The following is a 20567-nucleotide window of genomic DNA, read 5'->3' as shown; positions in this document are numbered from 1 at the left end:
ACCGCCATGAACAGATTCGCCACAGCCATCGAAGACCTCGATTGGCAGAACATTACCGCCCAACTCGATCAAGAAGGTTTTGCAGTTCTTCAAGGAATTCTGAATGCCGACTCAATCGCTGAGCTTGCTAAGCTCCGGACAGGCGACGCGGCTCAAGTTCGGATCAATCTGAGTGCCAAACAGTTGGGACAGGGTTTATCTATCCGCTGGATGAGCGAACTTCCGACCGTGCTTTCCAGCCTCAAAGAAGGGTTTTACGGGCCACTCGCACAGGTAGCTAATCACTGGAACGAGACTCTTCAGCTGTCTTACCGCTACCCCGAAAATCTGCAGCAGTTTGAGGCTGAGTGCCTCGAAGCCGGCCAGCAAAAAGAGCTGACAGAGCTGACCTGTTTTTGCGCAGAGGACTACTTGGGCCTGCAACAGAATGCTGACGGAGATCGTGTTTTTCCGCTCCAACTGGTTGGCCTGCTGAGTACTGCTGGAGAGGACCACACCGGCGGCGAGCTCGTTCTCACTGAGCAGCGTCCTCGGATGCAATCTCGACCCATGGTTGTCCCGCTTCAAAAGGGAGATATCGCGATCATCACAACCTCCCAACGTCCCTTCAAAGGCAGCAAGGGCTTTTACCGGGTCAACGTGAAACACGCAATCAGCCGTGTGCGAAGCGGTGAGCGAGTCGGCTTTTCAATCAGCTTCCATTTTTCACCCTGAGAACTGAGCCATGGTCCCTGATCGTACTTGGATGTTGATAGGTTCGGACGGCATTCTTTACCCAAGCACTCAAGCCGGCACATTAGGCGGCCACCGACGCACCAAGCTCTACGGAAAATTCGACTGCCGTGCGGCCTTGCAAGCTATAGCCCGCGGTGGATATGTGAAATACCGCGTTTTCTTTCTCGACGAATCTTCTGCTATCGCGGCGGGCTACCGCCCTTGCGCAGTCTGCATGCCCGCTGAACATAGACAATGGAAAGTAGGCAACTGGCCGCCAACAACACTCAACCAGGAACCCTAATGAGCAATCAATCAACGTTGGCTCTTGAGGACGGTCTCACGACTGATCACTCAGCAGTAGCCTGCATAGAGCAACTGGATTGGCGGGCAGTGGAAGTATCGATGGCCCGGGACGGTTTCGCGGTACTTCCTCAACTGCTACATCGAGATACCTGCCAGAGGCTGGCTGCTCTCTACGGCGATGGCCACCTCTTCCGAAGCCGAATCGTGATGGAGCGTTACGCCTTCGGTCGCGGGGAATATCAATACTTTTCCTACCCGCTCCCGGATATCGTTACCGAACTACGCAGTCGCCTTTATGGGCAACTGGCGCCCATTGCCAATCGTTGGCATTCGGTACTCAAGATTGAGGGGCAATTCCCGCCCACACACGATGAATTTAAGGACGTATGCCATCAAGCGGGTCAGTGCAGACCTACCCCCCTGCTTCTGAGCTACAAGGGAAATGACTACTGTTGCCTGCACCAAGATCTTTATGGTGAACACGTGTTCCCTTTCCAGGTCGTTTTCCTTCTCGATGAGCCAGGATTGGATTTCACAGGTGGCGAGCTCATCCTCACAGAGAGTGATCCGAAAAAACCCGGTCGAGCGGAGGTAGTCAATCTGCGCCAAGGCCAGGCTGTAATCTTTGCGGTGAATAGTCGTCCAGCGCGATCCACACGAGGGGTTTACCGCGTCAGCATGCGACATGGCGTCAGTCGCATACACAGTGGTGCTCGCCGAACCCTTGGCATCATTTTCCACGATGCCAAGTAACAGATCAGTAGCAAGAAACGGAGCTCAATCCCAGGGTCGTGCCGCAACAATATCGGTAGAACTCACTGACCTAGGAGCTCTTTTATGAGCGACGTAAATGCAGCTTTGTCCGGCCAGTTCAAGCTGGGCGATATCGAAATCAATCGCCTCGGCTATGGAGCGATGCGCATCGTAGGCGACGGAATTTGGGGCCCTCCCAAAGATCGCGAAGGCTGCCTTGCTACATTGCGTCGACTTCCAGACCTCGGCGTGAACTTTATTGATACCGCTGACAGCTACGGGCCCGAGATCGGCGAAGAGTTGATTCGCGATGCCCTCTACCCCTACGACGGCCTACTAATCGCTACCAAAGGTGGCTTTGTCCGACACGGCGAGAACAAGTGGGCTCCTGTTGGTCGGCCTGAATACCTACGCCATGCAGTGTTGATGAGCCTGCGTCGACTCAACGTCGAGCAAATCGACCTCTGGCAGCTTCACCGTATTGATCCGAAGGTGCCGCAGGATGAGCAATTTGGCGTAATCCAAGAGATGCAACAGGAAGGTCTGATCCGCAATGTGGGATTGAGCGAGGTTGGCATCGACCAGATCAAGGCGGCACAGAAGTACTTCCAAGTGGTCAGCGTCCAGAACATGTTCAACCTGGTCACGCGCCGCTACGAAGATGTCGTCGATTTCTGCTCCAGCCAAGGTATCGGCTTCATCCCGTGGTTCCCACTGGGCGCAGGCGACCTCGCCAAACCAGGCTCTTTCCTGGATCGTTTGTCGAAGACAACGGGGTTTACCCCGAGCCAGATTGCGCTCGCCTGGGTACTCAAGCGCAGCAGAGTAATGCTGCCCATTCCTGGTACCAGTAAGGTCAATCACTTGGAAGAGAACGTGGCAGCAGCAACGTTCGAACTTAGCGCGGCTGATTATGCCGAGCTGGATGCCCTCGGCCACGCGGCTCCGGAAACGCCCGGGCCGGGTGCTTGACTCTCCCGCCGCCTCTGAGTTGATCGCTAGCGCACGCCCACGTGTGCTAGCACAACTTTCTCGCCAATCACCCTGCTCGCTAACTCCCGGTAGGCCAAGGAGCAAATATGAAGTGAAGCGTTGGCAGTTAAGGGGGACAGCCTAGGTTGTCCTCAGCAGCGGGGATGTTTCGGGCGAGCAGGCAGTCATCAGTGGATGACGTTTTTCCCTACCTGTAGCGGGTGTAGAGATTAGGCAACCTGACCTGTGGTTGAAACCAAAGCCACTCATCGTACGTGCTTGAACAAGCGATCCCCCTTGGATAGCCTTGTAGCGGAGGACTGCAACTGCGCATTCGTCGGGACTGGGCACCAGTAAGACCCCCCCGCAATTTTGGCAGCAGAGAATGCTGGTTTCTCTGAAGTAGTGACGACGGGCATAGCCGGTCGGATTCTGAACCCAAGGTTGGAAGGCTGGGAGCTAAAGGATCGCTGCGACTACTCCTCAGACATACTGAAAAGGCACCCTTGGGTGCCTTTTTTGCTCTCGGTTTCTGCGGGGGCTGCAACCAGGCGTCGATACCACCAACGCTTCATTAGTATCGACGCTGGTACGAGGGACGACCCGCCGATTACAGCTGCATCTGTTTTTTGAGAATGTGGTAGGCGATTCTCATTTTTTCTGTGACATCTCCAATGGTGGATCACAGAAAAAATGCGGCTTTAGCCCAAAACGCTGGGCTTCAGATGCCAGCTTTTTTGTGACCCTACATCAGGTGTAGATAGACCGCCATAAAAAAACCCGCGCAAGCGGGTTTTTTTATGGCGGCTGATCCATGAAAGCTACGACAAGCCCAATTCCTTCAAACGCCGATACAAGGTGCGTTCACTCATGCCAAGGTGACGGGCCAATTCGCTGCGCGACCCTTGAAACTGTTCGAGCGCCTGCGCCAGCTCACCCAATTCGTTGCGTCCTCGTCCTTTACTGAACCCGCGAGCGTGTTCAGGGCCGACGTCTTCCGGCAAATGCTCTGGCCGGATCAGCCCGTCGTCGGCGAACAGGTGGGCCCTTTCCAGAATGTTGCGCAGCTCGCGGATGTTGCCCGGGAAGGGATGCAATTGAAGATGCTGCTGCGCTTCAACGCTCAGCCTGGAGGCGGGTTTGCCTGGCATGCGCTGCAACAGGCTCTGGGCGAGCAATGGCAGGTCTTCCACACGCTCGCGCAAGGCGGGCAAGCGGATGGGGAAGCCGCTGATGCGGTAATACAGGTCTTCACGGAAAGTGCCCTCCGCCACCATCTGCTTCAATGGTTTGTGTGTCGCCGATACCAGGCGGAAGTCCGAGTGCACGGTGCGCAGGCTGCCTACCGGGCGGAAGCTGCCGGACTCGATCAAGCGCAGCAGTTTGACCTGCATGGCCAATGGTACTTCACCGATTTCGTCGAGGAACAACGTGCCGCCATGGGCCGCTTCGGCCAGGCCGATCTTGCGTTGGTTGGCACCGGTGAAGGCGCCTTTCTCGTAGCCGAACAATTCGCTCTCGAACAGCGACTCGGTCAAGCCCGTGCAGTCGACCACCACCAAGGGGCCGTTGGCCCGTGGGCTGCCCATGTGGATCGCGCGGGCGAACAGTTCTTTACCCGTGCCCGACTCACCCTGGAGCAACACCGGGATTTGCGCCGGGGCCGCACGCTGCAGGCTGGCCAGTGCGGCCTTGAAGGCTGGCGCCCGTCCCACCAGGCCTTGTTGCTGTGGTTGTGCCGAGGCCAGGGTAACAGTGGTCAGGCGCTCGACGAAGGCCACCACCCTGCCCTGTTCATCGAGGATGGGGCGCAGCTCGACATCCACGTGTTCCGGCCCGCGTGGTGTGTGGTGGATGTGCAGGACACGTTCCGGCACCTTGCTGTCCCAGGCCTTGCGCATCGGACAATGCTCCCCAGCCTGATCGCAAGGTACAGCGTAGTGATGGGACACGCGGTGACACTTCTCGCCCAGTGGTGCTTGCTGGTCACGGCCGAACAGCCGGCGGTAGGCCGCGTTGGCCGCGAGGATGTTGTAGTCGGTATCCAGCACGATCGTAGGCTGCGCATCGTGTTCGAGGTAGGAAACCAAAGCTAGGATGAGGGAGTGGGATTCAGGCATGACGGCACCGAGGAATGACCGCTGCAGGGTAACAAGGACTGCCAAACACTGCCATTAGCTGACAGTCGACTGCCAGTGCAGCTGCCATATTGGCAAGGCATACGCCAGGAGCCGCCGTTTTCATTGGCCTTTCGAGCAGAAAAACCCTGGCATGCATCTTGATAAACCTCCCGGCACTGCCTACGCCTCTACAAGGCGCGGTAGATAAATTGGAGAACGTGATGATCATCGGCAACAACCTTCACGTGGAAGCCTTCTTCGACAAGGCGACCTCGACCATCAGCTACCTGGTCATGGACGGCGAGACGCGCAAGTGCGCGTTGATCGACAGTGTCCTGGACTACGACCCGAAGTCCGGGCGCACCTGCACAGACTCCGCAGACTTGCTGATCGCCCGGGTCAAGGCGCTGGGTGCCGAGGTGCAGTGGGTATTGGAAACCCATGTACATGCCGACCACCTTTCCGCAGCGGCTTATCTGAAGGAAACACTGGGTGGCCATACCGCCATTGGTGCCCACATCACGCAGGTGCAGAAAGTCTTCGGTTCGCTGTTCAATGCTGAACCCGACTTTGCTCGTGACGGTAGCCAGTTCGATGTGCTGCTCGAGGACGAAGAAGGCTTCCGTATCGGAAACCTGCACGCCCGTGCCCTGCACACCCCCGGCCACACACCTGCCTGCATGAGCTATCTGTTCGAGGATGCGGGGGAAAAAGCGCTATTCGTTGGCGACACCCTGTTCATGCCCGACTACGGCACGGCGCGTTGCGACTTCCCCGGTGCCGATGCCCGCACCCTGTATCGCTCCATCCGCCGACTGCTGGCCTTCCCTGACCAGACCCAGCTGTTCATGTGTCACGACTACCTGCCAGGTGGGCGTGACATGCGGTACGTCACCACCGTGGCCGAACAGCGCGCCAGCAATATTCACATCCATCAAGGCATCGACGAGGACAGCTTCGTGAGCATGCGCGAAGCCCGCGACAAGACGCTCGACATGCCGGTACTGATCCTGCCCTCGGTGCAGGTGAACATGCGCAGCGGCCATTTTCCCGAACCCGAGGAGAACGGGGTGAGCTACCTGAAGATCCCGCTGAACAAGCTCTGACCGCCCTGCCCCATTATCAGAAATCCAGGAAATACCTTCATGCCTGCCTTGTTGTCCCCAACCCATGCCGATCACCATAAAGTGGTCATCGTCGGTGCCGGTGCCGCCGGTATCGCCACCGCCTCGAGCCTCATCAGCCGCGACCCTTCACTGGATATCGCCCTTATCGACCCTGCCGATGTGCACTACTACCAGCCTGGCTGGACCATGGTTGGCGCGGGTGTGTTCAAAGCACCGAGCACCGCCCGCACCATGGCTTCGGCCATCCCGCGCGGTGTGCATTGGGTCAAGGCACGGGTCCAGGGCTTCGACCCGTCGGGCCAGCTGGTGATGCTCGAAGACGGCCGCGCCATCAGTTATGAACAGCTGGTGGTCTGCCCGGGCCTCAAGCTCGACTGGGAGGCCATTGCCGGGCTCAGCGAAACCCTGGGCCGCAATGGTGTGACCTCGAACTACCGTTACGACCTGGCGCCTTATACCTGGCAGCTGGTGCAAAACCTCAAGCAGGGCCGAGCGCTGTTCACCCAGCCGCCCATGCCGATCAAGTGTGCTGGCGCGCCGCAGAAAGCGCTGTACCTGTCCTGCGACCACTGGCTGCGCCACGGTCAGCTGGGCAATGTCAAAGCCAGCTTCTTCAATGCCGGGGCGGTGCTGTTCGGTGTGCCCGACTATGTGCCTGCGCTGATGGCCTACATCGACAAATACGGTGTCGACTTGAACTACAGTCACCGTCTGGTCGCGGTGGATGGCCCCAACAAGCGCGCAACGTTCGCCCGTACCCTCGCCGACGGCACCCGCGAAACCCGCACTGAAGCCTTCGACATGCTGCACGTGGTGCCGCCGCAGGTTGCCCCCGAGTTCATTCGCCAAAGCCCGTTGGCCGATGCCGCTGGCTGGGTCGATGTCGACCCGCAGACCCTGCGCCATCGCAAGTTCTCCAATGTCCATGCCTTGGGCGACGTGGCCAACACCAGCAATGCCAAGACCGCTGCCGCGGCGCGCAAGCAGGCGCCAGTGGTGGCCAACAACGTGCTGGTGGCGCTGGGCAGGTTACCTACCCTGGCCCAGTACGATGGCTACGGCTCCTGCCCACTGACTGTCGAGCGCGGCAAGATCGTGTTGGCCGAGTTCACCTATGGCGGCAAGGTCGCGCCAAGCTTCCCGCGCTGGCTGCTCGATGGCCGCAAGCCTACCCGCCTGGCCTGGTTGCTCAAGGCGCGGGTGCTGCCACCGCTGTACTGGCAAGGCATGCTCAAGGGGCGCGAATGGATGGCGCGTCCACAGCCACTGGTCGAGGCCCGCCAGTGATCGAACATCAACTGCTGGGCGCCGGCCTCGGCGCCATCATCGGTGCGGTGCTGGCGCTGACTGGCGCTGGCGGCGGCATCCTGGCGGTGCCGCTGCTGGTGTTCGGCCTGGGTTTGTCGATGGTCGAAGCGGCGCCGATCGGGCTGCTGGCGGTGGGGCTGGCGGCGGCCGTGGGCGCGGTACTGGGTTTGCGCCAGGGGCTGGTGCGTTATCGTGCCGCCTTGTTCATCGCCCTGATCGGTATCGTTGCAGCGCCGTTCGGGCTGATGCTGGCCCACCGCTTGCCCAATACGCCCCTGGCCCTGGTATTCGCCGCCGTGCTGGTTTATGCCTGCCTGCGCATCTGGCGCAAGGCGGCCAAGGAGCTGCGCGGCGAAACCGTCGATGCGCACCGGCTCATCGCACCCTGCGTACTCAACCCGTTGCAGGGTCGCTTGCGCTGGACCTTGCCATGCGCGCGAGCTTTGGCCTTCACGGGCGCATTGTCCGGGCTGTTGTCCGGCTTGCTGGGTGTGGGCGGCGGATTCGTGATCATTCCTGCCTTGAATCGCTACACCAACCTGCGCATGACGAGCATCGTCTGCACATCGCTGGCGGTGATCGCCCTGGTCTCCATGGGCAGCGTGGTCAGCGCCAGCCTGGCGGGGGTGATGCACTGGCGGGTTGGCGCACCGTTCGCCATCGGCGCGGTGCTCGGCTTGCTGGTGGCCCGGCCACTGACCGCCAAACTCGCCGGGCCGCGATTGCAGCAGCTGTTTGCCGTTGCCGGTTGGTCGGCGGCACTGCTGCTGGCGGGCAAGGCGCTACTCGGCTAGCAATTCGCCTTGCTCCGCCGCGCACAGCGCCAGCAGGTAGTCCCAGACCACCCGCAGGCGCACCGACTTGTGCAGCTCGCGACGGGTACAGATCCAGTAGCTGCGCTGGATGGTTTCGCTGGGCAGCACGCGGACCAGCGTGGGGTCGCGGCGGGCCATGTAGTTGGGCAGCACGGCGATACCCAGCCCGGCGCGGGCCGCGGTTTGCTGGGCGATCACGCTGGTGCTGCGAAAGGCCACGTTGGGCGCCCGGCAGAAGCTGTTGAGGAACAGCAGCTCCTGACTGAACAGCAGGTCATCGACGTAGCCGATCCAGCTGTGCCGGGCCAGGTCCTCGCGGTTGCGCAGCGGTGGGGCGCGGTCCAGGTACGCCTGGCTGGCATACAGCGCCAGGCGGTAGTCGGTGAGTTTTCGGGTGATCAGCAGGTCGGCGTTGGGCCGTTCCAGATGGATGCTGATCTCCGCTTCACGGTTCAGGATGCTGACGAAGCGCGGCACGGCAACCAGTTCTACCTCAAGGCCCGGATAGCGTTCGAACAGCTCGCTCATGCGCGGGGTGAAGAACATGATGCCGATGCCTTCGGTAACCCCCAGACGGATCTTGCCCAGTGGCGTGATGGCCTGGGTGATTTCTTCCTGCGCCAGCAGGGCAACGTTCTCCATGGCTTCGGCATGCTTGAGCAATGCCTGGCCTGAGGAGGTCAGTTCGTAGCCTTGGGCATGTTGCACGAACAGCGGTGTACCGAGGCTTTTCTCGATGCTCTCGATATGCCGGGCGACGGTGCTGTGGGTGGTGTTGAGGCGTTTGGCAGCAGTGAGCAAGCGGCCGCTGCGCTGTAACTCGAGGAAAAACCGCAGATCATTCCAGTCGAACATGCTGATCCCTTTGTGCTGTTCGTTCTGGCCCCATCGCCGGCAAGCCGGCTCCCACAGGGAGAAAACCACACCCCTTCTCTGTGGGAGCCGGCTTGCCGGCGATAGGGCCAGTACAGGCTTACCGCTGTGCTAAAACGCACAACGGCTGCGCGAAATCTCGTGTTTCCTCAGCGAAATTAATCAATAAGATGTAGGACGACAAGAACAATAATCAGGCGCGAGGTTGCACATGCCGTCAGCCGATTCTGTCTTCGATTACGTGGTCGTAGGTGCCGGTCCCGCCGGCTGCCTGTTGGCCAATCGTTTGTCCGCCGACCCCGCTTGCCGGGTCTTGCTGCTCGAAGCGGGCGGCCGCGACAACTACCCCTGGATTCATATCCCGGTCGGTTACCTCTATTGCATCGGCAACCCCCGCACCGACTGGTGCTTCAAGACCCAGGCACAAACCGGCCTGAGCGGTCGCAGCCTGGGTTATCCCCGGGGCAAGGTGCTGGGTGGCTGCTCTTCCATCAACGGCATGATCTACATGCGCGGCCAGGCCGCCGACTATGACCGTTGGGCCGAGCAAGGCAACGATGGCTGGGCCTGGAAGGATGTGCTGCCGCTGTTCAAGGCCAGCGAAAGCCACTTTGCCGGCAGCAGTGAGCACCATGGCAGCAGCGGCGAATGGCGGGTCGAACGTCAGCGCTACAGCTGGCCGATCCTCGATGCCTTCCGTGATGCCGCCGAGCAGAGCGGCATTGGCAAGGTCGACGACTTCAACACCGGTGACAACCAAGGCTGTGGATACTTTCAGGTCAACCAGCGCAGCGGTGTGCGCTGGAATGCATCCAAGGCATTCCTGCGGCCGATAAAGGACCGCGCCAATCTCACCGTGCTCACCGATGTGCAGGTCGACCAGGTGCTGTTGAACAACACCCGTGCACGGGCGGTGAAAGCACGCTGGCAAGGCGCCTGGCATGAGTTTGCCGCGCGCCGCGAGATCATCCTGTGTGCCGGTGCCGTGGGGTCGCCCGGCATCCTGCAGCGCTCGGGTATCGGCCCGCGCACGCTGCTGGAAAGCCTGGGCATTGGCGTGCGCCACGACATGCCCGGTGTCGGCGGCAACCTGCAGGATCATCTGCAACTGCGTCTGATCTACCAGATTCGCAACACCCGCACCCTCAACCAGATGGCCAACAGCCTGTGGGGCAAGATGGGCATGGGCCTGCGCTATCTGTATGACCGCAGCGGCCCGTTGGCCATGGCGCCAAGCCAGTTGGGCGCCTTCGTGCGCTCGAGCCCCGAGCAGCCCACGGCCAACCTGCAATACCACGTACAGCCGCTGTCCCTGGACCGCTTCGGTGAGCCGCTGCACCGCTTCCCGGCCTTTACCGCCTCGGTGTGCAATCTGCGCCCGGCGAGCCGCGGGCGGATCGACATCGCCAGCGCTGACATGAACAGCGCCCCGCTGATCGATCCCCATTACCTGAGCGACCCTCAGGACCTGCGCGTCGCCGCCGATTCCATTCGCCTCACCCGGCGCATCGTCCAGGCCCCTGCCCTCGCCGCGTTCGCCCCCGAGGAGTATTTGCCGGGCCCAGCGTTGCAGACGGAAGAAGAACTGTTCGAAGCCGCAGGCCAGATCGGCACCACCATCTTCCACCCGGTGGGCACCTGCCGCATGGGCAGCGGCGCGCTGGACGTTGTGGATAACCAGCTGCGTGTGCATGGCATACCCGGCCTGCGCGTGGCAGACGCCTCGATCATGCCGCAGATCACTTCCGGCAATACCTGTTCCCCCACCCTCATGATCGCCGAGAAGGCGGCGCAACTGATCCTCAAAGGAGCGGCTACCCAGACCTACCTAAACGAAGACGCGATACCGACGCCCTGACCCGGGTGCGTGCAGTACCGGCGGCTTGTGGTCAGAGGCTGCCGACAGTGGAACAAAAAGAATAATCACTGTGGCCTGTGGGCCGAGGACAGCAACGATGTCGGATTACATTCAAGAGCAGGGGGCGACGGCGAGCAGCCCCAGCCGTCGTGAAGAACGCAAGATCATTTTCGCGTCATCCCTCGGGACGGTTTTCGAGTGGTATGACTTTTTTCTCTATGGCGCCCTGGCAGCGGTCATCAGCAAGCAGTTCTTCGCTGGAGTGAACGACACCACCGCCTTCATCTTCGCCTTGATGGCCTTTGCCGCCGGCTTCCTGGTCCGCCCTTTCGGCGCGTTGGTATTCGGCCGACTGGGTGACATGATCGGGCGCAAGTACACCTTCCTGGTGACCATCGTGCTGATGGGCTTGTCCACTTTCGCGGTCGGCCTGTTGCCCACCTACGCCAGCATCGGCATCGCAGCACCGATCATTCTGGTGGTGTTGCGCATGCTCCAGGGCCTGGCGTTGGGCGGGGAATACGGTGGAGCCGCGACCTACGTGGCGGAACATGCGCCACCTGGCAAGCGCGGCTTCCACACCGGTTTCATCCAGTCCACCGCTACCCTTGGCCTGCTGTTGTCGTTGCTGGTGGTGCTGGGCAGCCGCTACATCAGCGGCGACCAGTTCGAAACCTGGGGCTGGCGCCTGCCGTTCCTGCTGTCGATCGTGCTGCTGGCGATTTCCACCTGGATTCGCATGAGCATGCACGAGTCGCCGGCCTTCGTGAAAATGAAGGCCCAGGGCAAGGTCAGCAAGTCGCCGATCCGTGAGTCGTTCACCTCCTGGCCGAACCTCAAGGTGGTGCTCACTGCCCTGTTCAGCATCAACGCCGGGCAGGCCGTGACCTTCTACACGGCGCAGTTCTACGTGCTGTTCTTCATGACCCAGATGCTCAAGATGGACCCGGCCCAGGCCAACACCTTGCTGATCATCAGCGTGGTGATCGGGGCGCCGTTCTTCGTGTTCTTCGGCTGGCTGTCCGACCGCATCGGTCGCAAGCCGATCCTGATGCTCGGCCTGCTGTTGGCCACGGTGTTGTACTTCCCGCTGTTCAAGGCGCTGAGCCACTACGCCAACCCGCAGATCGACGCCGCCAGCCGCGAGGCGCCGATCGTTGTCACCGCCGATCCGCAAGGCTGCACCTTCCAGTTCGACCCCGTAGGCAAGGCGCGTTTCGACAGCCCCTGCGACAAGGTCAAGACCTTCCTGGTCAAACAGGGCCTGCCTTACAACTCGGTGGAAGTTGCCGGTAGCCAGGTGGTCGTGAACATTGGCGACAAGACCATCAACGGCTTCGACGAAGCGGCCATGCGTGCGGCGGTGGAGCAGGCGGGTTACCCGGCGAAGGCAGACCCGTCGCAGGTCAACCAGGTGATGGTGGTGGTGTTGATCGTGGCGATGATCCTGATCGCTACCATGACCTACGGGCCGCTTGCGGCTGTGATGGTCGAACTGTTCCCGACGCGCATTCGCTACACCTCGATGTCGCTGCCCTATCACATTGGTAACGGCTGGTTCGGGGGCTTCCTGCCGACCGTGTCGTTCGCGCTGGTGGTGTATACCGGGGATATCTTCTACGGGCTGTGGTACCCGGTGCTGGTGACCGGGATCAGCCTGGTGGTGGGTATCTTCTGCCTGAAAGAAACCAAGGATGTGGATATCGACAAGATCTGAGGTTGTCAGGGCTGGCCCTATCGCCGGCAAGCCGGCTCCCACAGTTCATTTGTGGGAGCCGGCTTGCCGGCGATAGGGCCATCGAAGCCCATAAAAAAACCGGCTGTAAAAGCCGGTTTTCTTATGCCTCAAAAAAACTTATGCACGATTTTCAGAAAAATGTCATAGAGATAAATAAACAGCTAATTCAAATACTTAGCGATCACTTACGGCATTTAGTCCAAAAACTGTCAACACGTTATCCACAGATGGTCAGGCCATCTGCTCCTGCGGTTTTTCATCCACTGGCGGCAGCGAACCCATGGCCCGCTGGGTTGCTTCGTTCCAGGCCGCAGCACGGTCATTGAGCTCGGCGATGGCGCGTGGGCCGCTGCCGTTGGCGTACATCGGCTCACCGATCACGACCTCGATGGTGCCAGCACGCTTGCCCCAGCCAGTCTTCGGCCAGAACTTGCCCGCGTTGTGCGCAATCGGCAGCACCGGCAACCCTGCATTCACCGCCAGCGCAGTACCGCCACGGGAGAACTTGCCCACGGTGCCGAACGGCACACGCGTACCCTCCGGGAAGATCAATACCCACACCTTCTGCTTGAGCAGCTCGTCACCCTTGCTGGCAACCTGGCGCAGGGCTTCCTTGGGGTTGTCGCGGTTGATCGCGATCGGCCGCAGCATGGCCATTGCCCAGCCGAAGAACGGCACGTACAGCAGCTCACGCTTGAGCACCTGGCTCAGGGGCGAGAAGTACGCCGAGAGGAAGAAGGTCTCCCAGGTACTCTGGTGGTTGGAGAGAATCACACAAGGCTCTTTCGGCACGTTCTCGGCACCGGTGATCTTGTAGTCGATGCCGAGAATGGTGCGCGTCAGGAACAATGCGCAGCGACACCAGTACACGTTGATGAACTTGTAGCGTTTGGGGAATGGCAGAAAAGGTGCAACGAAGAAGCTAAGCGAGCACCAGAGCAGCGAACTGGTGCCCAGCAGCAGGTAAAAAAGAAAGACTCTGATCGCCTGCAGGATCGACATAGTGGCATGTACCGTTGCGGGGCTCGCCCGCCTGAGAAAAATGCGCCCGAAGGCGCATTGTTTAAATTAGTTCTCTGGCGATAGCAGCCAGATCGTCGAAAATCAGTGTAGTTTGCGCGACCCCTTTTTCCAGGGTCCGCTCGCCCTTGCCGGTTTTCACCAGCACAGGTTGTGCACCGACGGCCAGGGCGGCCTCAAGGTCACCTTTGCTGTCGCCGACGAACCAGACGCCTTGCAGGCCAACCTGGTAATGCTCGGCAATCGCCCGCAGCATGCCAGGCTTGGGCTTGCGGCAATCGCAGCCTTCGTCCGGCCCGTGCGGGCAATACACGATGTGGCCCACTTCGCCGCCCTGCTCGGCCACCAGCGCGCGCAAGCGCGCATGCATGGCCTCGAGGGTTGCCAGCGAGTAATAGCCACGGGCAATGCCGGACTGGTTGGTGGCCACGGCCACCGTCCAGCCCGCCTTGCTCAACTGCGCGATCGCTTCGATCGAGCCGGGTATCGGGATCCACTCCTCCAGCGACTTGATGTAGGCGTCGGAGTCCTGGTTGATCACCCCGTCACGATCGAGAATCAGCAGTTTCAAGGCTTACCCCAGCAGCGAAATGTCGGCAACACCCAGGAACAGGCCGCGCAGGCGGCTGAGCAGGGCATAACGGTTGGCGCGTACCTTGGCGTCCTCGGCGTTGACCATCACCGCCTCGAAGAAGGCGTCGACCGGGTCACGCAGGGCGGCCAGGCGGGCCAGCGACTCGCTGTACTGGCGCGCAGCAGCCATCGGTTGTACGGCCTGGTCGGCCTGCTGGATGGCCGAGTACAGGGAGAACTCGTTGGCGTTGTCGAAGTACTTCGGCTCGACCTGGTCGGCGATAGCGCCTTCGGCCTTGCTCAGCAGGTTCGACACGCGCTTGTTCACCGCAGCCAGGGCTTCGGCTTCCGGCAGCTTGCGGAAGGCCTGTACGGCCTGCACGCGCTGGTCGAAGTCCAGGGCCGAGCCCGGCTTCAAGGCACGTACCGACAGGTAGGTGGCCACGTCGATGCCTTCGTCTTCGTAGCGCGCACGCAGGCGGTCGAAGATGAACTCCAGCACCTGCTCGGCCAGGCCGGCGGCCTTGACCTTGGCACCGAACTGCTTGACCGCGAACTCGACCGCACCGGTAAGGTCCAGGTCCAGTTGCTTCTCGATCAGGATACGCAGCACGCCCAGGGCGGCACGGCGCAGGGCGTACGGGTCCTTGCTGCCGGTGGGCAGCATGCCGATGCCGAAGATGCCGACCAGGGTGTCGAGCTTGTCGGCGATGGCCACGGCCGCACCGGTGAGGGTCTGCGGCAGCTCGGCGCCAGCACCGCGCGGCATGTACTGCTCGTTCAGGGCCAGCGCGACGTCTTCCGGCTCGCCATCGTTGAGCGCGTAGTAGTAACCGGCAACGCCCTGCATCTCAGGGAACTCGCCGACCATCTCGGTGGCCAGGTCGCACTTCGACAGCAGGCCGGCACGGCCAGCGCGCTGGGCGTCGCCGCCGATCAGCGGGGCAATGAACGCGGCCAGCTTGGAGACGCGCTCGGCCTTGTCGTAGACCGTGCCCAGCTGAGCCTGGAACACCACGTTCTTCAGACGCTCGTTGAACGTTTCCAGCGGCTGCTTCTTGTCTTGCTTGAAGAAGAACTCGGCGTCGGTCAGGCGTGGGCGCACGACCTTCTCGTTACCCTGCACGATCTGCTTGGGGTCACGGCTCTCGACGTTGGCCACGGTGATGAAGCGCGGCAGCAGCTTGCCTTCGCTGTCCAGCAGGCAGAAGTACTTCTGGTTGTCCTGCATGGTGGTGATCAAGGCTTCCTGCGGCACCTCGAGGAAACGCTCTTCGAACGAGCACACCAGCGGCACCGGCCACTCGACCAGCGCGGTCACTTCATCCAGCAGCGCTGGCGGCACGATGGCAGTGCCTTCCTGCTGCAGGGCCAGCTCGGCGGTACGCTTGCTGATCAGCTCGCGGCGCTCGGCGAAGTCGGCCAGCACGTAGGCTTTGCGCAGGTCTTCGACGTAGTTGGCTGGCGTGGTGATGACCACGTTTTCCGGGTGGTGGAAGCGGTGGCCACGGGATTCACGGCCGGCCTGCTGCGACAGGATGGTGCAGTCGATTACCTGGTCGCCAAGCAGCATCACCAGCCACTGGGTCGGACGCACGAACTCTTCACGGCTGGCGCCCCAGCGCATGCGCTTGGGGATCGGCAGGTCGTTGAGCGAATCTTCGACGATGGTCGGCAGCAGGCTGGCAGTAGCCTTGCCCGCAATGTGCTGGGAGAAGCGCAGCTTGGCGCCGCTCTGGTCGATCTCCGACAGCTCGACGCCGCACTTCTTGGCGAAGCCCAGGGCGGCTTGGGTCGGCTGGCCTTCGGCGTTGAAGGCTGCCTGCATGGGCGGGCCATCGATATTGATGCTGCGGTCCGGCTGCTGCACGTCGAGCTGACGGATCAGCACGGCCAGGCGGCGTGGCGCGGCGTACACCTGCTTGGCGGTGTAGTTCAGGCCAGCGGCCTGCAGGCCTTTCTCGATGCCGGCCAGGAAGGCGTCGCCGAGGGTGGACAGGGCTTTGGGTGGCAGCTCTTCGGTGCCCAGTTCAACCAGGAAATCTTGAGCACTCATTGTGCAGCCTCCAGCTTCGCCAACACTTCGTCACGCAGTTCAGGGGTAGCCATCGGGAAGCCCAGGCGTGCGCGGGCTTGCAGGTAGCTTTGCGCCACGTCCCGGGCCAGGGTACGTACGCGCAGGATGTAACGCTGGCGCTCGGTCACCGAGATGGCGCGGCGGGCGTCCAGCAGGTTGAAGGTGTGCGAGGCCTTCAGCACCATTTCATAGGTCGGCAGCGGCAGGTCCAGCTTGATCAGTCGGTTCGCTTCGCTTTCGTAGAAGTCGAACAGTTCGAACAGCTTGTCGACGTTGGCGTGCTCGAAGTTGTAGGTCGACTGCTCCACCTCGTTCTGGTGGAACACGTCGCCGTAGGTGACCTTGCCGAACGGGCCGTCAGCCCATACCAGGTCGTACACCGAGTCGACGCCCTGGATGTACATGGCCAGGCGCTCCAGGCCATAGGTGATTTCACCGGTGACCGGGTAGCACTCGATGCCGCCCACTTGCTGGAAGTAGGTGAACTGGGTCACTTCCATGCCGTTGAGCCAGATTTCCCAGCCCAGGCCCCAGGCGCCCAGGGTCGGCGATTCCCAGTTGTCTTCGACGAAGCGAATGTCGTGGACCAGCGGATCCAGGCCGATGGCTTTCAGCGAGCCGAGGTACAGCTCCTGGAAGTTGGCCGGGTTCGGCTTGAGCACCACCTGGAACTGGTAGTAGTGCTGCAGGCGGTTGGGGTTTTCGCCATACCGCCCGTCGGCAGGGCGACGGCTAGGCTGCACATAGGCGGCGTTCCAGGTTTCTGGACCCACGGCGCGCAGGAATGTAGCGGTGTGGAATGTGCCGGCGCCTACTTCCATATCGTAGGGCTGAAGCACCACACAACCTTGGTCTGCCCAGTAGTTCTGCAGGGCGAGGATCAGGTCTTGGAAGGTACGCACGGCTGGCGTAGGCTGGCTCACGAAATTCACCTGTATCTGGGGATGCGGATGTAAAGAGCGGGAGTATAACCTGATTCGCCTCGCCCTCTACTTATTGGAGCCTTATGCCACGCTGCTTTTGGTGTACCGACGATCCGTTGTACCAGGCCTACCACGACCAGGAATGGGGAACGCCACAGCGTGACCCGGCGTTGCTCTTCGAGATGCTTTTGCTCGAAGGGTTCCAGGCGGGGTTGTCATGGATCACCGTGCTGCGCAAACGCGAGCGTTATCGTGAGGTACTGCACGGCTTCGACCCGCACAAGCTGGCGCAGATGAGCGACGAACGGGTCGAAGAGCTGATGCTCGATGCCGGCATCATCCGCAACCGCCTCAAGCTCAAAGCCGTGCGGCGCAATGCCCAGGCCTGGCTGGCTGTGGATAACCCTGCCGAATGGCTGTGGTCGTTCGTGGGCGGCGCGCCGAAGATCAATCATTTCAACAGCCGCAGCGATGTGCCGGCGGTCACCGACGAAGCCAAGGCAATGAGCAAGGCTTTGCAGAAAGCCGGCTTCACCTTCGTTGGCCCGACCATCTGCTACGCCTTCATGCAGGCCACCGGCATGGTCATGGACCACACCACCGATTGCGATCGCTACGCCGCCTTGCTGCGCTGAGGGGTTACAATGCGCGCCTTGCTGAAATAAGGAATTCGCCTGTGGAAAAGTTCAAGGGCGCCCTGATGGTCGGGGTGCTGCGTCTGTTTGCCAAGCTGCCCTGGGGCGCTGTACAGCGCGTTGGCGCCGGGATCGGCTGGCTGATGTGGAAGATCCCCAATGGGTCGCGCAACGTCGTGCGCATCAACCTGGCCAAGTGCTTCCCGGAGATGGACCCGGCCGAGCGTGAGCAACTGGTAGGTCGTGCACTGAAAGATATCGGCAAGTCCTTTACCGAAAGTGCCTGCGCCTGGATCTGGCCGCCGCAGCGTTCGCTGGAGCTGGTCAAGGAGGTGCATGGGCTGGAAGTACTGGAACAGGCCCTGGCCTCGGGCAAGGGTGTGGTCGGTATCACCAGCCACCTGGGCAACTGGGAAGTGCTCAACCACTTCTACTGCAGCCAGTGCAAACCGATCATCTTCTACCGCCCGCCCAAGCTGAAGGCAGTGGATGACCTGCTGCGCGAGCAGCGTGTGCAGATGGGCAACCGTGTGGCGCCTTCGACCAAGGAAGGCATTCTCAGCGTGATCAAGGAAGTGCGCCGCGGTGGGCAGGTAGGGATTCCGGCCGACCCCGAGCCGGCCGAGTCTGCCGGGGTGTTCGTGCCGTTCCTGGGGACTCAGGCGCTGACCAGCAAGTTCGTGCCGAACATGCTGGCCGGTGGCAAGGCGGTGGGGGTGTTCCTGCATGCGCTGCGGCTGCCGGATGGTTCGGGCTTCAAGGTGTTCCTGGAGGCGGCGCCGGAGGAGATGTACAGCACGGATGTGAACGTGTCGGCGGCGGCCATGAGCAAGGTGGTCGAGCGGTATGTGCGCGAGTATCCGAGCCAATACATGTGGAGCATGAAGCGCTTCAAGAAGCGCCCTGCTGGTGAGGCGCGCTGGTATTGAGGATTTGGGGGCGCTTTGCGCCCCTTTCGCGACACAAGGCCGCTCCTACAGACGACCGCGATCTTCTGTAGGAGCGGCCTTGTGTCGCGAAAGGGCTGCAAAGCAGCCCCAGCAATCTCAGACCTTGTTCAACTTCTTGAGAAACACCACCATCTCCTTCTCGGCCTGCTTGTCCCCATGGGCCTGCGCCGCCACGATCCCGTCTTCCCAGGCCTTGCGCGCCGCTGCCAGGTCACCCTGCAACTGATAGGCCTTGCCCAGCAGCTTCCACGCCGCCGAGTACTTCGGATCCTGTTCCACACAGCGCGCCAGGTGCACCGCCGCTTCAGCACCATTGCCCTCATCCAGCCAGGCCTTGCCCAGGCCAAACCTCAGCAATGGGTTATCCACACCCTTGGCCAGCATCTTCTCCAGCGATTCGCGCATTCCCTCTTCTCCTAGAAGAAACTCAAGCCGACGTGGAACAGCTTCTCCACATCCCGAATATGCTTTTTATCCACAACGAACAGGATCACATGGTCACCCGACTCGATCACCGTGTCGTCATGGGCGATCAGCACTTGTTCATCGCGGATGATCGCACCGATGGTGGTGCCGGGCGGCAGGGCGATGTCCTCGATGGCCTTGCTGACCACTTTGCTCGACTTCGCATCACCATGCGCCACCGCCTCGATGGCCTCCGCCGCGCCGCGGCGCAACGAGTGCACGCTGACGATATCGCCCCGGCGCACATGCGCCAGCAAGGTACCGATGGTGGCCAGCTGCGGGCTGATGGCGATATCGATGTCGCCTCCTTGCACCAGGTCGACGTAGGCCGGGTTGTTGATAATGGTCATCACCTTGCGTGCACCCAGGCGCTTGGCCAGCAGCGACGACATGATGTTGGCCTCGTCGTCGTTGGTCAGGGCCAGGAAGATGTCGGCGTCGGCGATGTTCTCTTCGAGCATCAGGTCCTTGTCCGAAGCGCTGCCCTGCAGCACCACGGTGCTTTCCAGGGTGTCGGAAAGGTGCCGGCAGCGTGCCGGGTTCATCTCGATGATCTTCACCTGGTAGCGGCTTTCGATGGCCTCGGCCAGGCGCTCGCCGATCTGCCCGCCGCCGGCGATGACCACGCGCTTGTTGGTTTCGTCGATACGGCGCAGCTCGCCCATCACGGCCCGGATGTCTTTGCGTGCGGCGATGAAGAATACTTCGTCATCCGCCTCGATGACCGTGTCGCCGCGCGGCGTGATCGGCCGGTCGCGGCGGAAGATCGCGGCCACGCGGGTGTCGACGTTGGGCATGTGCGCGCGGATCTGGCGCAGTTGCTGGCCCACCAGTGGGCCGCCGTAGTAGGCCTTGACCGCCACCAGCTGCGCCTTGCCTTCGGCGAAGTCGATCACCTGCAGCGAGCCGGGATGCTCGATCAGGCGCTTGATGTAGTTGGTCACGACCTGCTCGGGGCTGATCAGCACGTCCACCGGGATATGGTCGTTGTCGAACAGCTCCTCGCGGGTGAGGTAGGCCGACTCGCGCACCCGGGCAATCTTGGTCGGGGTGTGGAACAGCGAATAGGCCACCTGGCAGGCGACCATGTTGGTTTCGTCGCTGTTGGTCACCGCCACCAGCATGTCGGCATCGTCGGCACCGGCCTGGCGCAGCACCGTTGGCAGCGAGCCGCGGCCCTGCACGGTGCGGATGTCGAGGCGGTCGCCAAGGTCGCGCAGGCGCTCGCCGTCGGTATCGACCACGGTGATGTCGTTGGCTTCGCTCGCCAGGTGCTCCGCCAGCGTCCCGCCCACCTGCCCTGCGCCGAGGATGATGATCTTCATCCGTTACTCCCTAAC

The 20567-nt window shown here is 61.4% G+C and carries 19 protein-coding genes; 11 read left to right on the top strand and 8 right to left on the bottom strand.

What is annotated here, in order from left to right:
- Positions 1 to 6 precede the first annotated feature (6 nt).
- From ACIPZB_RS00575 to ACIPZB_RS00560, 4 genes are all read left to right on the top strand, one after another.
- Positions 7 to 714, top strand: a complete 708-nt coding sequence (locus tag ACIPZB_RS00575; RefSeq protein ID WP_400638594.1) for a 2OG-Fe(II) oxygenase — start codon at positions 7 to 9, stop codon at positions 712 to 714.
- 10 nt (positions 715 to 724) lie between these two features.
- A complete protein-coding gene (locus ACIPZB_RS00570) occupies positions 725 to 1018 on the top strand; it encodes an Ada metal-binding domain-containing protein (RefSeq protein WP_400638593.1) in 294 nt (97 codons plus the stop codon).
- 101 nt (positions 1019 to 1119) lie between these two features.
- Positions 1120 to 1773, top strand: coding sequence for a 2OG-Fe(II) oxygenase (locus ACIPZB_RS00565; protein WP_400638940.1), 654 nt, complete (start codon positions 1120 to 1122; stop codon positions 1771 to 1773).
- Positions 1774 to 1857: 84 nt separating this feature from the next.
- Positions 1858 to 2745 (top strand): aldo/keto reductase, encoded by an 888-nt coding sequence (locus tag ACIPZB_RS00560; RefSeq protein ID WP_400638592.1) that lies wholly within the window; start codon positions 1858 to 1860, stop codon positions 2743 to 2745.
- Positions 2746 to 3566: 821 nt separating this feature from the next.
- Here ACIPZB_RS00560 and ACIPZB_RS00555 read toward each other — a convergent pair.
- Positions 3567 to 4865, bottom strand: a complete 1299-nt coding sequence (locus ACIPZB_RS00555) for a sigma-54 interaction domain-containing protein (RefSeq protein ID WP_400638591.1) — start codon at positions 4863 to 4865, stop codon at positions 3567 to 3569.
- Positions 4866 to 5086: 221 nt separating this feature from the next.
- Here ACIPZB_RS00555 and ACIPZB_RS00550 point away from each other — a divergent pair, with 221 nt between their 5' ends.
- Genes ACIPZB_RS00550 through ACIPZB_RS00540 form a run of 3 tightly spaced genes read left to right on the top strand, consistent with a single transcriptional unit; the run spans position 5087 to position 8094 of the window.
- Complete coding sequence (locus ACIPZB_RS00550; RefSeq protein ID WP_400638590.1) at positions 5087 to 5971, top strand: MBL fold metallo-hydrolase; 885 nt, start codon at positions 5087 to 5089, stop codon at positions 5969 to 5971.
- A 39-nt stretch (positions 5972 to 6010) separates the two neighbouring features.
- Positions 6011 to 7279, top strand: coding sequence for an FAD/NAD(P)-binding oxidoreductase (locus ACIPZB_RS00545; protein WP_400638589.1), 1269 nt, complete (start codon positions 6011 to 6013; stop codon positions 7277 to 7279).
- Entirely contained in the window at positions 7276 to 8094 is an 819-nt protein-coding gene (locus tag ACIPZB_RS00540) for a sulfite exporter TauE/SafE family protein (protein ID WP_400638588.1), read from the top strand. The genes ACIPZB_RS00545 and ACIPZB_RS00540 overlap by 4 nt, the downstream gene beginning before the upstream one ends.
- Here the strand turns inward: ACIPZB_RS00540 and ACIPZB_RS00535 are convergent.
- Positions 8083 to 8970: a LysR family transcriptional regulator gene (locus ACIPZB_RS00535; RefSeq protein ID WP_400638587.1), complete on the bottom strand. Its 888-nt coding sequence runs from the start codon at positions 8968 to 8970 to the stop codon at positions 8083 to 8085. The two genes, ACIPZB_RS00540 and ACIPZB_RS00535, sit on opposite strands and share 12 nt — an antisense overlap.
- A gap of 229 nt (positions 8971 to 9199) precedes the next feature.
- Between ACIPZB_RS00535 and ACIPZB_RS00530 the strand changes: the two genes are divergently transcribed.
- Together ACIPZB_RS00530 and ACIPZB_RS00525 are read left to right on the top strand one after the other, a co-directional pair.
- Positions 9200 to 10846, top strand: coding sequence for a GMC family oxidoreductase (locus ACIPZB_RS00530; RefSeq protein ID WP_400638586.1), 1647 nt, complete (start codon positions 9200 to 9202; stop codon positions 10844 to 10846).
- Positions 10847 to 10943: 97 nt separating this feature from the next.
- Complete coding sequence (locus ACIPZB_RS00525) at positions 10944 to 12563, top strand: MFS transporter (RefSeq protein WP_400638585.1); 1620 nt, start codon at positions 10944 to 10946, stop codon at positions 12561 to 12563.
- 252 nt (positions 12564 to 12815) lie between these two features.
- On the opposite strand, the gene ACIPZB_RS00520 is transcribed toward ACIPZB_RS00525, so the two are convergent.
- The 4 genes from ACIPZB_RS00520 to glyQ form a co-directional block, all read right to left on the bottom strand.
- Entirely contained in the window at positions 12816 to 13586 is a 771-nt protein-coding gene (locus tag ACIPZB_RS00520; protein WP_400638584.1) for a lysophospholipid acyltransferase family protein, read from the bottom strand.
- 61 nt (positions 13587 to 13647) lie between these two features.
- Positions 13648 to 14175 carry a D-glycero-beta-D-manno-heptose 1,7-bisphosphate 7-phosphatase gene (gene gmhB / locus ACIPZB_RS00515; RefSeq protein ID WP_400638583.1) on the bottom strand — a complete coding sequence of 176 codons (528 nt, stop codon included), beginning with the start codon at positions 14173 to 14175 and terminating at the stop codon, positions 13648 to 13650.
- 3 nt (positions 14176 to 14178) lie between these two features.
- Entirely contained in the window at positions 14179 to 16233 is a 2055-nt protein-coding gene (gene glyS, locus ACIPZB_RS00510; RefSeq protein ID WP_400638582.1) for a glycine--tRNA ligase subunit beta, read from the bottom strand.
- The gene (gene glyQ / locus ACIPZB_RS00505) at positions 16230 to 17177 is read right to left on the bottom strand and encodes a glycine--tRNA ligase subunit alpha (protein ID WP_008096545.1); all 948 of its coding nucleotides are present in this window, start codon (positions 17175 to 17177) and stop codon (positions 16230 to 16232) included. The genes glyS and glyQ overlap by 4 nt, the downstream gene beginning before the upstream one ends.
- Before the next feature lie 83 nt (positions 17178 to 17260).
- On the opposite strand from glyQ, the gene ACIPZB_RS00500 reads away from it, so the two are divergent.
- On the top strand, positions 17261 to 17812 hold the full coding sequence (locus tag ACIPZB_RS00500) for a DNA-3-methyladenine glycosylase I (RefSeq protein WP_400638581.1): 552 nt from the start codon (positions 17261 to 17263) through the stop codon (positions 17810 to 17812).
- A 41-nt stretch (positions 17813 to 17853) separates the two neighbouring features.
- Positions 17854 to 18741 (top strand): lysophospholipid acyltransferase, encoded by an 888-nt coding sequence (locus ACIPZB_RS00495; RefSeq protein WP_400638580.1) that lies wholly within the window; start codon positions 17854 to 17856, stop codon positions 18739 to 18741.
- A gap of 117 nt (positions 18742 to 18858) precedes the next feature.
- On the opposite strand, the gene ACIPZB_RS00490 is transcribed toward ACIPZB_RS00495, so the two are convergent.
- Both ACIPZB_RS00490 and trkA read right to left on the bottom strand, forming a co-directional pair.
- Complete coding sequence (locus tag ACIPZB_RS00490) at positions 18859 to 19167, bottom strand: tetratricopeptide repeat protein (protein ID WP_400638579.1); 309 nt, start codon at positions 19165 to 19167, stop codon at positions 18859 to 18861.
- An 11-nt stretch (positions 19168 to 19178) separates the two neighbouring features.
- Entirely contained in the window at positions 19179 to 20552 is a 1374-nt protein-coding gene (gene trkA / locus ACIPZB_RS00485) for a Trk system potassium transporter TrkA (RefSeq protein ID WP_008096552.1), read from the bottom strand.
- Positions 20553 to 20567 lie beyond the last annotated feature (15 nt).

This window comes from Pseudomonas sp. NPDC089396 (assembly GCF_044749545.1).
GTDB lineage: Bacteria > Pseudomonadota > Gammaproteobacteria > Pseudomonadales > Pseudomonadaceae > Aquipseudomonas.
This window is presented reverse-complemented; position numbering and strand designations above follow the sequence as displayed.

Coding starts and splice junctions, on each gene's coding strand:
- ACIPZB_RS00575 (WP_400638594.1), top strand. CDS start 7: ATGAACAGATTCGCCACAGCCATCGAAGACCTCGATTGGCAGAACATT.
- ACIPZB_RS00570 (WP_400638593.1), top strand. CDS start 725: ATGGTCCCTGATCGTACTTGGATGTTGATAGGTTCGGACGGCATTCTT.
- ACIPZB_RS00565 (WP_400638940.1), top strand. CDS start 1,120: ATGGCCCGGGACGGTTTCGCGGTACTTCCTCAACTGCTACATCGAGAT.
- ACIPZB_RS00560 (WP_400638592.1), top strand. CDS start 1,858: ATGAGCGACGTAAATGCAGCTTTGTCCGGCCAGTTCAAGCTGGGCGAT.
- ACIPZB_RS00555 (WP_400638591.1), bottom strand. CDS start 4,865: ATGCCTGAATCCCACTCCCTCATCCTAGCTTTGGTTTCCTACCTCGAA.
- ACIPZB_RS00550 (WP_400638590.1), top strand. CDS start 5,087: ATGATCATCGGCAACAACCTTCACGTGGAAGCCTTCTTCGACAAGGCG.
- ACIPZB_RS00545 (WP_400638589.1), top strand. CDS start 6,011: ATGCCTGCCTTGTTGTCCCCAACCCATGCCGATCACCATAAAGTGGTC.
- ACIPZB_RS00535 (WP_400638587.1), bottom strand. CDS start 8,970: ATGTTCGACTGGAATGATCTGCGGTTTTTCCTCGAGTTACAGCGCAGC.
- ACIPZB_RS00530 (WP_400638586.1), top strand. CDS start 9,200: ATGCCGTCAGCCGATTCTGTCTTCGATTACGTGGTCGTAGGTGCCGGT.
- ACIPZB_RS00525 (WP_400638585.1), top strand. CDS start 10,944: ATGTCGGATTACATTCAAGAGCAGGGGGCGACGGCGAGCAGCCCCAGC.
- ACIPZB_RS00520 (WP_400638584.1), bottom strand. CDS start 13,586: ATGTCGATCCTGCAGGCGATCAGAGTCTTTCTTTTTTACCTGCTGCTG.
- glyS (WP_400638582.1), bottom strand. CDS start 16,233: ATGAGTGCTCAAGATTTCCTGGTTGAACTGGGCACCGAAGAGCTGCCA.
- ACIPZB_RS00500 (WP_400638581.1), top strand. CDS start 17,261: ATGCCACGCTGCTTTTGGTGTACCGACGATCCGTTGTACCAGGCCTAC.
- ACIPZB_RS00490 (WP_400638579.1), bottom strand. CDS start 19,167: ATGCGCGAATCGCTGGAGAAGATGCTGGCCAAGGGTGTGGATAACCCA.
- trkA (WP_008096552.1), bottom strand. CDS start 20,552: ATGAAGATCATCATCCTCGGCGCAGGGCAGGTGGGCGGGACGCTGGCG.